Origin of the sequence: uncultured Jannaschia sp., assembly GCF_947494055.1 — a bacterium.
Taxonomy (GTDB): Bacteria; Pseudomonadota; Alphaproteobacteria; order Rhodobacterales; family Rhodobacteraceae; genus Jannaschia.
The window spans coordinates 198,824-211,187 of sequence record NZ_CANLTR010000005.1; the positions used below are offsets into that span (position 1 = coordinate 198,824).

Here is a 12,364-nt window from a genome sequence, read left to right on the forward strand (position 1 = left end):
ATGCGAAGGTGGCGAAGCGCCCGGTTGATAATTGTTAGCTGCGAGGTTGCGGTGCTTTTGACACGGTATCTCTTCGTCGGCGGGCTGCACCGTTCGGGCACGAGCCTCGTCGCACGGATGGCCGCGCGCGTTCCGGGCGCCGCCGGAATCGTCGGGGCGCCGGTGCCCGAGAACGAGGGCGTCTACCTGCAGGGCGCGATCCCGCACGACGCGCTGGCCGGCGCGCCGATGCGCTTCGCGACCGATCCGGCGCAGCATTTGACGGAGGCGCATCCGCTCAACCGGCTGGAGACGCGCGAGCGGCTGGCCGCGGATTGGGACCCATGGTTCCCGAACGGCGCGGCATGGCGGGTCGAGAAGTCGCCGGTGAACCTGACGCGGATGCGCCTGCTGCAGCAGCTTTTCCCGCTGTCGCAGTTCGTCGTCGTGATCCGGCATCCCGAAGCGGTCGCGGCGGCCACGGCGAAATGGGTGGACGATCCGGCGCCCGCGCGCATCGACCATTGGCTGGATACCCACGACATCGTTCGGGAAGACATCGCCCGGCTGCACGCCGTGCTGGTACTTCGCTACGAGGACGTGGTGGCCCGGCCGGATGCGGCGCTGACGGCCCTCGCTGCGTTCCTCGACCGCGACGGCACCGGACTGCTGCCGGACGAGGCGATCCGCAACGGCAATCGCGACTATCCGGATGCGCCCACGATGCATGACGCTCAGGCGGCGCGGGCGGCGGCCTGGGGCTACGCGCCCGGGCGGGGGGTCAATGCCTGGACGCCGATCCTGCATCATCCGCTGCGCTCGATCCGGGAGACGACCGCTGCGGCGTGGACCGGTCAGTCCTCAAAATAGGACGCGTAACGCGTGCGGGCGTGGTCGACCGTCCGGTCGAGGCGGCCGAGATGGTCGCGCATCGCCAGCACGGCCTCCTCCGGATCTTCGGCTCCGAGCGCGTGCAGGAGGCGGCGGTGATCGGTCAACAATTCGGCCATCCCCGCCTTCGGCTCGAGGCTCAGACGGCAGAGGCGATCGACCTGCGCCTTGTTCACCGTGATGGCATCGACGGCATGTCCCGCGTCGGCTAGGTCGCAGAGCAGAAGGTGGAACCCGAGGTCGTGTGCCAGGAAGGCCGAACGGTCGTCGTTGGCGACCGCATCCGCCTGCGCCCGGAGGTTGGCGTCGAAGCGCGCCGACTTTTCCGGGGTCCAGCGCAAGTGACAACGGCGGACGACCTCGAGTTCAAGCGCGAGGCGGACGAAGCGGGCGGCGACGATGGCATGGGTCGAGAACTTCCGCACCTCCGTGGCCTTCTGCGGCCGGACCGTCAGGTAGCCCAGGTTGCCGAGCCGGCTGAACGCGTCGCGGACGGGCTGGCGCGAGACCCCGAACCGGCGGGCGACCTCGACCTCGGACATCTTCGTGCCGGGCAGGAGGTCGAGCGCGACGATCTCCCGGTAAAGCTCCTCGAAGACGATGTCCGCGCTCGTCCGGCGCGCGCCAAGCTCATCGAGCCGGACCATATGGGCGCCGTCCTCAAACATCCGTCGACGCGCGGCCCGTGCCGTGTTTGCGTGTCGGCATACCGCCTCCGACTAGTCGGATCGGGCCGCGGCGCTTGCCCGTGCGCCGTCGCGGACGAGGGCGGCATGAACCTCGCGCAGCGGGTCCGCGATCCGCGCTGCCATATCCGCGTCGAACACGTCCCGGATGGCGAGGACCGATCCCACCGGGTCGTCCGCGTTCGCCGCCTCGCGCAGGCGGTCGGCCAGCGGATCGCGCACGTCGATCGGCGCGCCGGCCTCGTCGGTGCCGGAGACGTAGCGGATCCACGCGGCCAAGGGGAGGAGGAGCGCGTCGGTCTTCCTGCCCGCATCGAGCGCGTCGCGCAGCGTGCCGAGTAGACGTTGCGGCAGCTTCTGGCTGCCGTCCATCGCGATCTGCCAGGTTCGGTGCCGGATTGCGGGGTTGGCGAACCGCTCCATCAGGGCGTCGGCATAGGCGGAAAGGTCCTCGCCCTCCGGCGTCTCGAGCGTCGGGATCACCTGCGACCAGAAGGTCCGCACGAAGTCCGCGATGGCCGGGTCTGCCACGGCCTCGGAGACGTGTTCGTGTCCGGCGAGGTAGCCCAGATAGGCGATCGAGGAGTGGCTACCGTTCAGCATCCGCAGCTTCATTGCCTCGAAGGGCGCCACGTCGCCGACCATCTGCACGCCGACGCGGTCGAGTGCGGGGCGTCCTGCGGGAAACGCGTCCTCGATCACCCATTGCCGGAACGGCTCGTGCAGGACGGGCGCGGCGTCGTGGGTCCCGGTCAGGCGCGCCACCTCGGCGATGTCGTCCTCGGTCGTGGCGGGCACGATCCGATCGACCATCGTGGCGGGGCAGGCGACCTCCGCCTCGATCCATCGGGCCAGTTCCGGGTCGATCCGATGGGCAAGGTCGATCAGGACAGATCGGGTCAGCGCGCCATTGTGCGGGAGGTTGTCGCAGGAGAGCACGGTGAAGGGGCGCGTCCCCGTCTTCCGCCGGCGCTCGAGCGCGCGGACGAGGTAGCCCGGCGCGCTGCGGGGGATGGCGTTGACGATGTCGTGCGCGATATCAGGGTGGTCCGAGTTCAGCTTGCCGGTTGCCGGATCGTGGCAATAGCCCTTCTCCGTCACGGTGAGCGAGACGATCCGCACGGCCGGGTCCGTCATCGCGGCGAGCACGGCCTCCGGGTCCTCGGGCGCGACAAGCACGTCCCGGACCTGCTCGATCGGCCGCGGTTCGGGGCCGTCCGGCGTCATCTCGACCGCGTGGTAGACGCAGCCCTGCGGCGCGAGCGCGTCGCGGACGTCGGGGCTGCGCAGGCTCACGCCAATCACGCCCCAATCGCCCCCGGCCTCCGCCAGCCAGGGCATGATGAAAGCACGGGCGAAAGCGCCGAGGCCCAGATGGACGATGCCGACCTCGGGCCGCGGATCGCCGGAAGGGGTCACGCTATCGGGCAAGCCAGCCTCCATCGACGTTGAGCAGCGCGCCGTGGATGTAGCGTGCGGCGGGAGAGGCGAGGAACACGGCGGTCTGCGCGATGTCCTCGGGTTCGCCCCAGCGGCCGGCCGGGATGCGGTCGAGGATCGCCTGGCTGCGCTCGGGGTCGTCGCGCAGGGCCTGCGTGTTGTTCGTCGCGATGTAGCCCGGCGCGATGGCGTTCACGCCGATTCCCTTCGCCGCCCATTCGTTGGCGAGGATTTTCGTCAGCCCGGCGACGCCGTGCTTCGACGCGGTGTAGGAGGGCACGCGGATGCCGCCTTGGAAGGACAGGAGCGAGGCGATGTTGACGATCCGGCCCGCGCCGCGGGGCAGGGCGGCCTTCGCGAAGGCCTGGCAGGTGAAGAAGACGGCCTTCAGGTTGACGTCCATCACGTCGTCCCAGTCGGATTCGGTGAAGTCGGCGCTGTCCTCGCGGCGGATAATGCCCGCGTTGTTGACGAGGATGTCGACCTGCCGGTCGGCGAACACGTCCCGCGCCGCCATCGGATCGGCGAAGTCGAGCGCCATCTCCTCGGCGCCCTCGATCATGCCGACCGTTTCAGTGCAGGAAGAGCGTCCGGCGCAGATGACGTGGGCACCGGCCTGACCCATCGCCACGGCGATCGCCTGGCCGATCCCGGTATTGGCGCCGGTCACCAGCGCCGTCTGGCCGTCGAGCGAGAAGGGGCTCAACGCAACGCTCCCATGTCCACCATGTCCATGTCGGTGAAATCGACGTTGTCGCCCGCCATCGCCCAGCAGAACGTGTAGGCCCCTGTGCCGGCGCCACAATGGATCGACCAGGGCGGCGAGATCACCGCTTCCTCGTTCGCCATGACGATGTGGCGCGTCTCCTCGGGCTTGCCCATGAAGTGGAACACGCGCTGGTCCGCGCCGACGTCGAAGTAGAGATACGCCTCCATCCGCCGGTCGTGCAGGTGGGCGGGCATCGTGTTCCACAGGCTGCCCGGCTGGAACTGCGTGTAGCCCATGACGAGCTGGCAGGTGTCGATCACCTCGGGATGCAGGAACTGGATGATGACCCGCTCGTTCGCCGTTTCGCGGGAGCCGAGCTCGACGCGCCGGGCCTGCTGCACCGTGACGAGGCGGGTCGGGCAGGCGCGGTGCGCGGGCGCGGAGAGGATGTAGAAGCGGCCGGCGCCGGAGAACTCAATCGCGCCGGAGCCCATGCCGATATACAGGATCTCGCCGCTTCCGACCGAATGCGCCTCACCGCCGACCGACACCGTGCCGGTCTCGCCGATGTTGAGGACGCCCATCTCGCGCCGGTCGAGGATGCTGTCGGTGCCGGTCTCGGCGACCTTGTCGAGCGTGAGCGTGCCGCCGGCGGGCACCGCGCTGCCGAGGATGAGGCGGTCGTAATGGCTGTAGACCAGCCGGACCTCGCCCTCCGCGAAGAGATCGCCCACGTGGAAATGCGCGCGCAGCCCTTCGGTATCGAGCGTCTTCGCGGTGGAGGGGTCGATCGCGTAGCGGGTTTCGGTCTTGAGCATCGGATGGCCTTTCAGAGGAAGTCGTCGCGGCGGGGCGTGAAGTTGTCGATGAGCGTGCCCGCCTCGAGGCAGGTGCAGCCATGTACGGCGTCCGAGGGCACGACGAGGCTGTCGCCCGGGCCAAACTCCCGCGTCTCGCCTGCGACGGTGAAGCGGAAGCGGCCGGATTGGACGAAGGTGGACTGCACGTGGGGGTGGTTGTGGAGCTTGCCCTCGGCGCCTGCCGCGAAGCGGAACGCCACGACCATCAGTTCGGGCGCGTCGGCGAGGACCTGACGGCGGACGCCGGGATCGGCGTCGACTTCGGGGAAGGGCATCGCGGCCTCCTTACTGGAAGAGTTGCGGCAACCAGAGCGACAGCCCCGGGATGTAGGTGACGGCCAGAAGCACCGCGACCGCTGCCCCGTAGAACGGCCAGATCGTGCGCACCGCGTCCCAGATCGGGATGCGGCCGACGGCACAGCCCACGAACAGGACGGCGCCCACCGGCGGCGTGCAGAGGCCGATGCCGAGGTTCAGGATCAGGATTACGCCGAAATGGACCGGATCGACACCGAAGGCCGTGGCGACCGGCAGGAAGATAGGCGTGGTGATGACGATCAGCGGCGACATGTCCATGAACGTGCCGAGGATCAGCAGGACGACGTTCAGCAGCAGGAGGATGACGATCGGGTTGTCCGAGACGCCCTGCAGGAGCGCCACCATCGAGGCCGGCACCCGGGTATAGGCCAGAAGCCAGCCGAACGCCGCGGCCGAGCCGATGACGAGGAGGACCATCGCGGTGGTCCGGACGGCCGCGAAGGTGGCCGCCTTGAAGTCCTCGAAGCTGAGCGTGCGATAGACGAAGAAGGTCACGAACAGCGCATAGACGACGGCGATGTTCGAGGATTCCGAGGCGGTGAAGATGCCCGACCGCACCCCGCCGAAGATGATCGCGACGAGGATCAGTCCGGGGGCCGCCGAGACGAAGAGCGTGCCGATCATGCGGAAGCCCTGGAAGGGCTGGACCGGATAGCCCTTGCGCATGGCCACGTACCAGGAGGTGACCATCAGCGCGAAGGCCAGCAGGAAGCCCGGCAAAATGCCCGCGGTGAAGAGGTCGGCGATAGAGATCCGCCCGCCCGCGGCGATCGAGTAGATGATCATGTTGTGCGACGGCGGCAGCAGCAGCGCGATGATCGAGGAAACGACGGTGATGTTGACCGCGTAGTCCACGTCGTAGCCGCGCTCCTTCATCTGCGGCACCATCAGGCCGCCGACCGCGGAGGCGTCGGCTGCGGCCGAGCCCGAGACGCCGCCGAACATGACCGAGGACAGGACGTTCACCTGCCCGAGGCCGCCGCGGAAATGCCCGACGAAGGCCCCGGCGAGCGCCACCAGGCGGCGGGCGATGTCGCCGCGCACCATCAGGTCGCCGGCGTAGATGAAGAACGGGATCGCCATCAGCGCGAAGACGCTGACGCCCGAGTTGAGCCGCTGGAACACGACGACGGGCGGCAGGCCCAGATAGGCGATCGTCGCGAAGCTCGAGACGCCGAGGCAGAAGGCGACGGGCGTGCCGATGAGGAGAAGGAACGTGAACGTTCCGAACAGGACCCAGAGTTCCATCAGTCGATCTCCGCCTCCTCGCCGAACCGGGCCGTCTGGAGCCCTGCGGCGCGGCGCACGATCCGCTCGGCGGAGAACAGGACGACCAGCACGCCGCCCGCGACGATGGGAAGGAAGTCGAACGCGCCCGAGATGCCGAGCGACGGGATCATGTTGCCGCCGGTCTTCACGGCAAGCTCGGTGCCGAACCAGATCATGCCGAGCCCGAACGCGCCGACCGCGATGTCGGAGAGCGAATGCAGCCAGGGCACCACGCTGTCGGGCAGGAAGTAGAGCAGCACATCGAAGCTCAGGTGGTAGCCCTCGCGGATGCCCACGGCGGCGCCCAAGAAGATGAACCAGCCCATCACCATGACGGAGGCCGGCTCGGTCCAGATGATGCTGTCGTTGAGGACGTAGCGCCAGAAGACCTGGCAGGCGATCATCGCCGTCATGGCGACAAGCCCGATGGCCGCGACCCAGAGCGCGATGCGGGCCAGGAGGCCGGTCGCGCGGGCTACGCTTTGCAGAGCGGATGGGGACAAGGTGGTTGCTTTCGCAGCGTGGGGGCATCCCCCGGCGCGGCGGCCGGGGGATGCGGACGGATCACTCGGTCGCCTGGACGCGCTCGACGAGGTCCTTCAGCTTGTCGGACGTGACGTACTTCTCGTAGACCGGGACCATCGCCTCGATGAACGGGGTCTTGTCGATGTCCTTGATGATCTCGACGCCCGCGTCGCGGACCTTCTGCTCGGACTCGGCCTCGCGCTCGGCCCAGAGCTCGCGCATGACCGGGACGCTGTCCTTGGCGGCCTGGCGCACGATTTCCTGATCCTCGGGGGAAAGGGAATCCCAGCTCGACTTCGCCATCACCAGGACTTCCGGCACGATCAGGTGCTCGTCCAGCGTGTAGTATTGCGCGACCTCGAAATGGCCCGAGCTGTCGTAGGAGGGCCAGTTGTTCTCGGCGCCGTCGATCACGCCGGTCTGGATCGAGGAATAGACCTCGCCATAGGGCATCGGCGTCGCGTTCGCGCCGAGGGCGGAGACCATGTCGACGAAGATGTCGGATTGCATGACGCGGAACTTCATGCCCTGCAGGTCTTCCATCGACTGAATCGGCTTCTCGGAATTGTAGAAGCTGCGCGAGCCGCCGTCGTAGAAGGCCAGCCCGACGAGGTCGTGCGCCTCGAACGCGGCCAGGATCTCGTCGCCGATCGGGCCGTCCATGACGTTGTGCATGTGCTCGACCGAGCGGAAGATGTAGGGCAGCGAGACGACCTGCGTCTCCTCGACGATGTTGTTGAACGGCCCCATCGAGACGCGGTTGAGGTCGATCACGCCGAACTGCGTCTGCTCGATCGTGTCCTTCTCCTCGCCGAGCTGGGCGGAGTGGAACACCTCGATGCAGATGCGTCCGTCGGTGCGCTCCTCGACCATCTCGCCCATCCGCTCGACGGCCACAACCGTGGGGTAGCCCTCGGGGTGGGTGTCGGAGGAGCGCAGGGTCGTCTCGCATTGCTGCGCGAAGGCCGCGCCGGTCAGCGCCGCGCTGGCCAGCAGGGCCGCGGTCAGGGTTCTCGTCAGTTTCATGTGGTGGTTCTCCCTTTGGTATCGTGTCAGAGCCGGTAGGCCTTCTTGGCGAGCCGGTAGGCCAGGTCCTCGGCCACCTCTTCCGCGTCCGGCCGGCTCAGCCGTCCGGTTGCGACGAGGGTGGCGAGATGGGCGCAGTCGACCCGCCGCGCGACGTCGTGGCGCGCGGGGATCGAGCAGAAGGCACGGGTGTCGTCGTTGAACCCGGCCGTGTTGTAGAAACCGGCGGTCTCGGTCACCGCCTCGCGGTAGCGGCGCATTCCCTCGGGGCTGTCGAAGAACCACCAGGCGGGCCCGAGCAGCAACGACGGGTAGACCCCCGCCATCGGCGCGAGTTCACGGCTGTAGACCGTCTCGTCCAGCGTGAAGAGGATGATGCGGAGCCGCGGATCGGTACCGTGCGCGTCGAGGAGCGGCTTGAGCACGCTCACGTAGTCGGTACGCGCGGGGATGTCGAAGCCCTTGTCGGGGCCGAACAGCGCGTGCATCGCAGGCGAATGGTTGCGCGACGCGCCGGCGTGGATCTGCATCACCAGCCCGTCGTCGAGGGACATCCGCGCCATCTCGGTCAGCATCTGCGCGCGGAACGTCTCTGCATCGTCTGGCGTCGCACCGGCGAGGACGCGGGCGAAGAGCGCGGCGGGATCGTCGAGATCGGCCGTCCGCGCGGTCGGGTGGCCGTGATCGGTTGCGGTGGCGCCGAGGGCGATGAAATCGGCACGACGCTTTCGGTGCGCGGCCAGATAGCCCGTCCAGGTGGTCGTGTCCTCGCCGGTGATCTCGCCCAGCCGGGCGACGTTGGCGGCGAAGCCCTGCGCCTCGGGATCGACGGTCGCGTCGGGGCGGTAGGTCGGAACGATGCGCCCGTACCAGTCTGCGGCGCGGATCGTCTCGTGGTGCGCGAGCGGGTCGAGCGCGGAGTCCGTCGTCGCCAGCACCTCGATCCCGAACCGGTCGAAGAGGGCGCGGGGCCGGAAGGCCGGATCGGCCAGCTTGGCGGCGATGTGGTCGTAGGCGGCATCCGCCGTCTCGGCCGAAAGCGTCTCCTCCCAGCCGAACACGTCCTCGAGCGCGTGCTCGACCCACATCTGCGACGGCGTGGCGCGGAACAGGTGCCAGTGCGACGCGAAGACCCGCCAGATCGCGCGGCCGTCGGTCTCCACCTCGCCCCCGTCGCGACGGGCGATGCCCAGGCTCTCGAGCGGGACGCCCTGCGAGAACAGCATCCGGAACACGTAATGGTCCGGCGTCACGAACAGGCGGGCGGGATCGGGGAAGGGCGCGTCCTCGGCGAACCAGGCCGGGTCGCAATGGCCGTGCGGGCTGATGATCGGCAGCGCGTGGATCCGGTCGTAGAGATCCCGGGCCAGGCCACGGGTGCGATCGTCTGTCGGGAACAGACGGTCGGGATCGAGTCGTGCCATCAATGTCCCCCCTCGTCGCGTCGGCCGAACGACGGCCTCCGTGTTGCGTCTCGGTAATATGGTAGAATACCAGATGTCAAATCACGTCGTGGCGGCAACGTCGCGACACTCTGTTTCCGGTCGCCGCTGGCGGTACGGACACGGGTATGGAAGGCAAGGGCGTGAATGGCAGTCCGGGGAGCGTACGACATGGGGGAACGCAGATGAGGATCGTCTCCGTCGGAGAATGCATGGCCGAACTGGCCCCGCTCGATGCCCCCGCGACCTACCGGCTCGGCTATGCGGGGGATACGCTCAACACCGCATGGTATCTCGCGCGGCTCCGCCCGGAATGGCAGATCGACTACGTCACCGCGCTCGGCTCGGACGCGATGTCGGACAGCGTGCTGACGTTCCTGCGGGATTCGGGGATCGGGACGGAACACGTCATCCGCGACGCGGAGCGGACCGTCGGGCTCTATCTCATCACGCTGAAGGACGGGGAGCGGAGCTTCTCCTACTGGCGGGGGCAATCGGCGGCGCGCCGGCTCGCGGAGGACCCGATGCGGCTCGACGCGGCGTTCGCCGGGGCCGACCTCGTCTACCTGTCGGGCATCACGCTCGCGATCCTCGAGGGCGAGGGGCGCGCGCATCTGATGGAGGCGCTGCGCCGTGCCCGGGGGGCGGGGGCAAAGGTCGCCTTCGATCCGAACCTCAGGCTGCGGCTCTGGCCCGATACGGCCACGATGTGCGCGGCAGTCATGGAGGCCGCCGCGCTCTGCGACATCACGTTGCCCAGCCACGACGACGAGGCGTCCCATTTCGGCGACGCAGACCCGGCGGCCACGCGCGACCGATACCTGGGCCAGGGCGCGGGGACGGTCGTGGTCAAGAACGGCGACGGCCCGATCCTGCATGCCGAGGGCGGGACGACCGGGCGCTTCGAGCCCGAGCCGCTGCCCCGTGTCGTGGACTCGACCGCCGCCGGAGACAGCTTCAACGCCGCCTACCTGGCGGCCCGCCTCGACGGACAGGGCGAGGCCACGGCCATCGCCGCCGGGTGTGCGCTCGCGGCACGCGTCATATCCGAGCGCGGTGCGCTCGTTCATCTGGAGGACATGTGATGACCTATACGCCCGCCGAGACCCGCTACGACACGATGCCCTACCGCCGCTGCGGACGGTCGGGACTGCTTCTGCCGGCGATCTCGCTCGGGCTGTGGCACAATTTCGGGGACGACACGCCGGAGGAGCGTAAGCGGGCCATGCTGCGCACGGCCTTCGACCACGGCATCACGCATTTCGATCTCGCCAACAATTACGGGCCGCCGGGCGGCAGCGCCGAGGCGGCCTTCGGGCGCATCCTCAAGTCCGACTTCTCCGGCTACCGTGACGAGATGGTGATCTCCTCGAAGGCCGGCTACCTCATGCATCCGGGCCCCTACGGTGAGTTCGGCTCCCGCAAGTACCTGATCTCCTCCTGCGATGCGTCGCTGAAGCGGATGGGGCTCGACTACGTCGATATTTTCTATTCGCATCGCTTCGACCCGCATACGCCGATCGAGGAGACGATGGGCGCGCTCGACCACATCGTCCGCTCAGGCCGGGCGCTCTATGTCGGCATCAGCAGCTACAACGACGGTCCGACGCGCGAGGCGGTCCGCATCCTGAAGGAGATGGGCACGCCCTGCCTCATCCATCAGCCGGCCTACAACCTGTTCAACCGCTGGATCGAGACCGACGGGGTCAAGGACACGCTCCAGGAACTCGGCGTCGGCTCCATCGCCTTCACGCCGCTGGCACAGGGAATGCTGACGACCAAATACCTGAACGGCATCCCCGAGGAGAGCCGCGCGGCGCAGGGCAAGTCGCTCGATTCCGGCAAGATCACCGAGGAGACGGTGCAGCGCATCCGCGCGCTGAACGACGTGGCGGAGCGGCGGGGACAGACGCTGGCGCAGATGGCGATCGCCTGGGTGCTGCGCGACGAAGGGATCACCACGGCGCTGATCGGGGCGAGCCGGCCGGAGCAGATCGCCGAGTGCGTCGGCGCCACCCGGAACCTCGACTTCACCGAGGCGGAACTGGCCGAGATCGATCATTACGCGCTCGACGCGGATATCAACCTCTGGGCCCGGTCCTCGCACGCGGAGACGTGAATTCGCGTTCTCTCCTTGCATCGCCGGCGCGGTTCAACAACCCTGTGGCGCACAAACGGGAGAGAACTGAATGACACAGACGAAACGCACCTTTCTGAAGGCGGCCGGCACCTTCGCCGCGGCGGTCCTGATCGCCGGATCGGCCGCGGCGCAGGCCCCGTCCTTCTTCCGCATCGCGACGGGAGGCACCTCGGGCACCTACTTTCCGATCGGCGGCCTGATCGCGAACGCCATCTCCGCCCCGCCGGGCAGCCGTCCCTGCGAGGAAGGCGGCGCCTGCGGCGCGCCCGGCCTGATCGCCACCGCGATGTCGGCGAACGGCTCGGTCGCGAACGTGAACGGCATTGCCGGCGGCACGATCGAAAGCGGCTTCGCGCAGTCCGACGTCGCCACCTGGGCCTATACCGGCACCGGCATCTGGGAGGATCAGGAGCCGGTCGAGTCGCTGCGCGCCATCGCCAACCTGTATCCGGAATCGATCCACCTCATCGCCTCCGCCGACAGCGGGATCGAGAGTGTCGCGGATCTCGCCGGCAAGCAGGTCTCGCTCGACGAACCGGGCTCCGGCACGCTGGTCGATGCGCGGATCATCCTCGAATCCGCCGGCCTCAGCGAGGACGACGTCGAGGCGGAGTACCTCAAGCCCGACCAGGCCGCCGACCGGATGCGCGACGGCGCGATGGACGCGTTCTTCTTCGTGGGCGGCTTCCCCGCCGGCGCCATCGCGGAGCTGGCCTCGCAGGAGGACATCCGCGTCATTCCCATCGATGGCGACGCGGCTGCGGGCATCCTGAGCAACTACGAGTTCTTCGCCGAGGACCTGATTCCCGCCGGCACCTACGAGGGGCAGGAGGAGGACGTCACGACGATCAGCGTGGGCGCGCAATGGGTCACCTCTGCGGACCAGCCCGAAGAGCTGATCTACGAGATCACCAAGGCGCTGTGGAACGACAACACCCGCGCGTTGCTCGATGGCGGTCACGCCAAGGGCGCCTCGATCACGTCGGACACGGCGCTCGACGGTGTCGGCATCCCGCTGCATCCGGGCGCGGAGCGCTTCTACCGCGAGGCCGGCCTGATCGAGTGATGGCCTGACCATC

General features: G+C 68.4%; 13 protein-coding genes. 4 read left to right on the forward strand and 9 right to left on the reverse strand.

Annotation, left to right across the window (positions count from 1 at the left end):
* Positions 1-51: 51 nt before the first annotated feature.
* The gene (locus Q1A87_RS07405) at positions 52-849 is read left to right on the forward strand and encodes a sulfotransferase (RefSeq protein WP_299649060.1); all 798 of its coding nucleotides are present in this window, start codon (positions 52-54) and stop codon (positions 847-849) included.
* Here the strand turns inward: Q1A87_RS07405 and Q1A87_RS07410 are convergent.
* The 9 genes from Q1A87_RS07410 to uxaC all read right to left on the reverse strand — a co-directional run bounded on the left by Q1A87_RS07410 (position 834) and on the right by uxaC (position 9,127).
* The gene (locus Q1A87_RS07410) at positions 834-1,517 is read right to left on the reverse strand and encodes a GntR family transcriptional regulator (RefSeq protein WP_299649063.1); all 684 of its coding nucleotides are present in this window, start codon (positions 1,515-1,517) and stop codon (positions 834-836) included. The two genes, Q1A87_RS07405 and Q1A87_RS07410, sit on opposite strands and share 16 nt — an antisense overlap.
* 72 nt (positions 1,518-1,589) lie before the next feature.
* Complete coding sequence (locus tag Q1A87_RS07415; protein WP_299649066.1) at positions 1,590-2,999, reverse strand: mannitol dehydrogenase family protein; 1,410 nt, start codon at positions 2,997-2,999, stop codon at positions 1,590-1,592.
* A complete protein-coding gene (kduD, locus tag Q1A87_RS07420) occupies positions 2,977-3,702 on the reverse strand; it encodes a 2-dehydro-3-deoxy-D-gluconate 5-dehydrogenase KduD (RefSeq protein WP_299649069.1) in 726 nt (241 codons plus the stop codon). Before kduD ends, Q1A87_RS07415 begins: the two co-directional genes overlap by 23 nt.
* Positions 3,699-4,523 (reverse strand): 5-dehydro-4-deoxy-D-glucuronate isomerase, encoded by an 825-nt coding sequence (kduI, locus tag Q1A87_RS07425; protein WP_299649072.1) that lies wholly within the window; start codon positions 4,521-4,523, stop codon positions 3,699-3,701. Before kduI ends, kduD begins: the two co-directional genes overlap by 4 nt.
* An 11-nt stretch (positions 4,524-4,534) precedes the next feature.
* The gene (locus tag Q1A87_RS07430) at positions 4,535-4,840 is read right to left on the reverse strand and encodes a cupin domain-containing protein (RefSeq protein ID WP_299649075.1); all 306 of its coding nucleotides are present in this window, start codon (positions 4,838-4,840) and stop codon (positions 4,535-4,537) included.
* Between the two features lie 10 nt (positions 4,841-4,850).
* Complete coding sequence (locus Q1A87_RS07435) at positions 4,851-6,131, reverse strand: TRAP transporter large permease (protein ID WP_299649078.1); 1,281 nt, start codon at positions 6,129-6,131, stop codon at positions 4,851-4,853.
* Positions 6,131-6,655 carry a TRAP transporter small permease gene (locus Q1A87_RS07440; RefSeq protein ID WP_299649081.1) on the reverse strand — a complete coding sequence of 175 codons (525 nt, stop codon included), beginning with the start codon at positions 6,653-6,655 and terminating at the stop codon, positions 6,131-6,133. Before Q1A87_RS07440 ends, Q1A87_RS07435 begins: the two co-directional genes overlap by 1 nt.
* 61 nt (positions 6,656-6,716) lie before the next feature.
* Positions 6,717-7,703 carry a TRAP transporter substrate-binding protein gene (locus Q1A87_RS07445; protein ID WP_299649084.1) on the reverse strand — a complete coding sequence of 329 codons (987 nt, stop codon included), beginning with the start codon at positions 7,701-7,703 and terminating at the stop codon, positions 6,717-6,719.
* 26 nt (positions 7,704-7,729) lie between these two features.
* Entirely contained in the window at positions 7,730-9,127 is a 1,398-nt protein-coding gene (gene uxaC / locus Q1A87_RS07450) for a glucuronate isomerase (protein ID WP_299649087.1), read from the reverse strand.
* 203 nt (positions 9,128-9,330) lie between these two features.
* Here uxaC and Q1A87_RS07455 point away from each other — a divergent pair, with 203 nt between their 5' ends.
* The 3 genes from Q1A87_RS07455 to Q1A87_RS07465 all read left to right on the forward strand — a co-directional run bounded on the left by Q1A87_RS07455 (position 9,331) and on the right by Q1A87_RS07465 (position 12,351).
* Positions 9,331-10,230 (forward strand): sugar kinase, encoded by a 900-nt coding sequence (locus Q1A87_RS07455; RefSeq protein WP_299649090.1) that lies wholly within the window; start codon positions 9,331-9,333, stop codon positions 10,228-10,230.
* Positions 10,230-11,264, forward strand: a complete 1,035-nt coding sequence (gene mgrA, locus Q1A87_RS07460; protein WP_299649093.1) for an L-glyceraldehyde 3-phosphate reductase — start codon at positions 10,230-10,232, stop codon at positions 11,262-11,264. Before Q1A87_RS07455 ends, mgrA begins: the two co-directional genes overlap by 1 nt.
* A 70-nt stretch (positions 11,265-11,334) precedes the next feature.
* Entirely contained in the window at positions 11,335-12,351 is a 1,017-nt protein-coding gene (locus Q1A87_RS07465) for a TAXI family TRAP transporter solute-binding subunit (protein ID WP_299649096.1), read from the forward strand.
* Positions 12,352-12,364 lie beyond the last annotated feature (13 nt).

Excerpts from the sequence above, each read along its gene's own strand:
- Q1A87_RS07410 (WP_299649063.1), bottom strand. The coding sequence starts at position 1,517 with ATGGTCCGGCTCGATGAGCTTGGCGCGCGCCGGACGAGCGCGGACATC.
- Q1A87_RS07415 (WP_299649066.1), bottom strand. The coding sequence starts at position 2,999 with ATGGAGGCTGGCTTGCCCGATAGCGTGACCCCTTCCGGCGATCCGCGG.
- kduI (WP_299649072.1), bottom strand. The coding sequence starts at position 4,523 with ATGCTCAAGACCGAAACCCGCTACGCGATCGACCCCTCCACCGCGAAG.
- Q1A87_RS07430 (WP_299649075.1), bottom strand. The coding sequence starts at position 4,840 with ATGCCCTTCCCCGAAGTCGACGCCGATCCCGGCGTCCGCCGTCAGGTC.
- Q1A87_RS07435 (WP_299649078.1), bottom strand. The coding sequence starts at position 6,131 with ATGGAACTCTGGGTCCTGTTCGGAACGTTCACGTTCCTTCTCCTCATC.
- Q1A87_RS07445 (WP_299649084.1), bottom strand. The coding sequence starts at position 7,703 with ATGAAACTGACGAGAACCCTGACCGCGGCCCTGCTGGCCAGCGCGGCG.
- uxaC (WP_299649087.1), bottom strand. The coding sequence starts at position 9,127 with ATGGCACGACTCGATCCCGACCGTCTGTTCCCGACAGACGATCGCACC.
- Q1A87_RS07455 (WP_299649090.1), top strand. The coding sequence starts at position 9,331 with ATGAGGATCGTCTCCGTCGGAGAATGCATGGCCGAACTGGCCCCGCTC.
- mgrA (WP_299649093.1), top strand. The coding sequence starts at position 10,230 with ATGACCTATACGCCCGCCGAGACCCGCTACGACACGATGCCCTACCGC.
- Q1A87_RS07465 (WP_299649096.1), top strand. The coding sequence starts at position 11,335 with ATGACACAGACGAAACGCACCTTTCTGAAGGCGGCCGGCACCTTCGCC.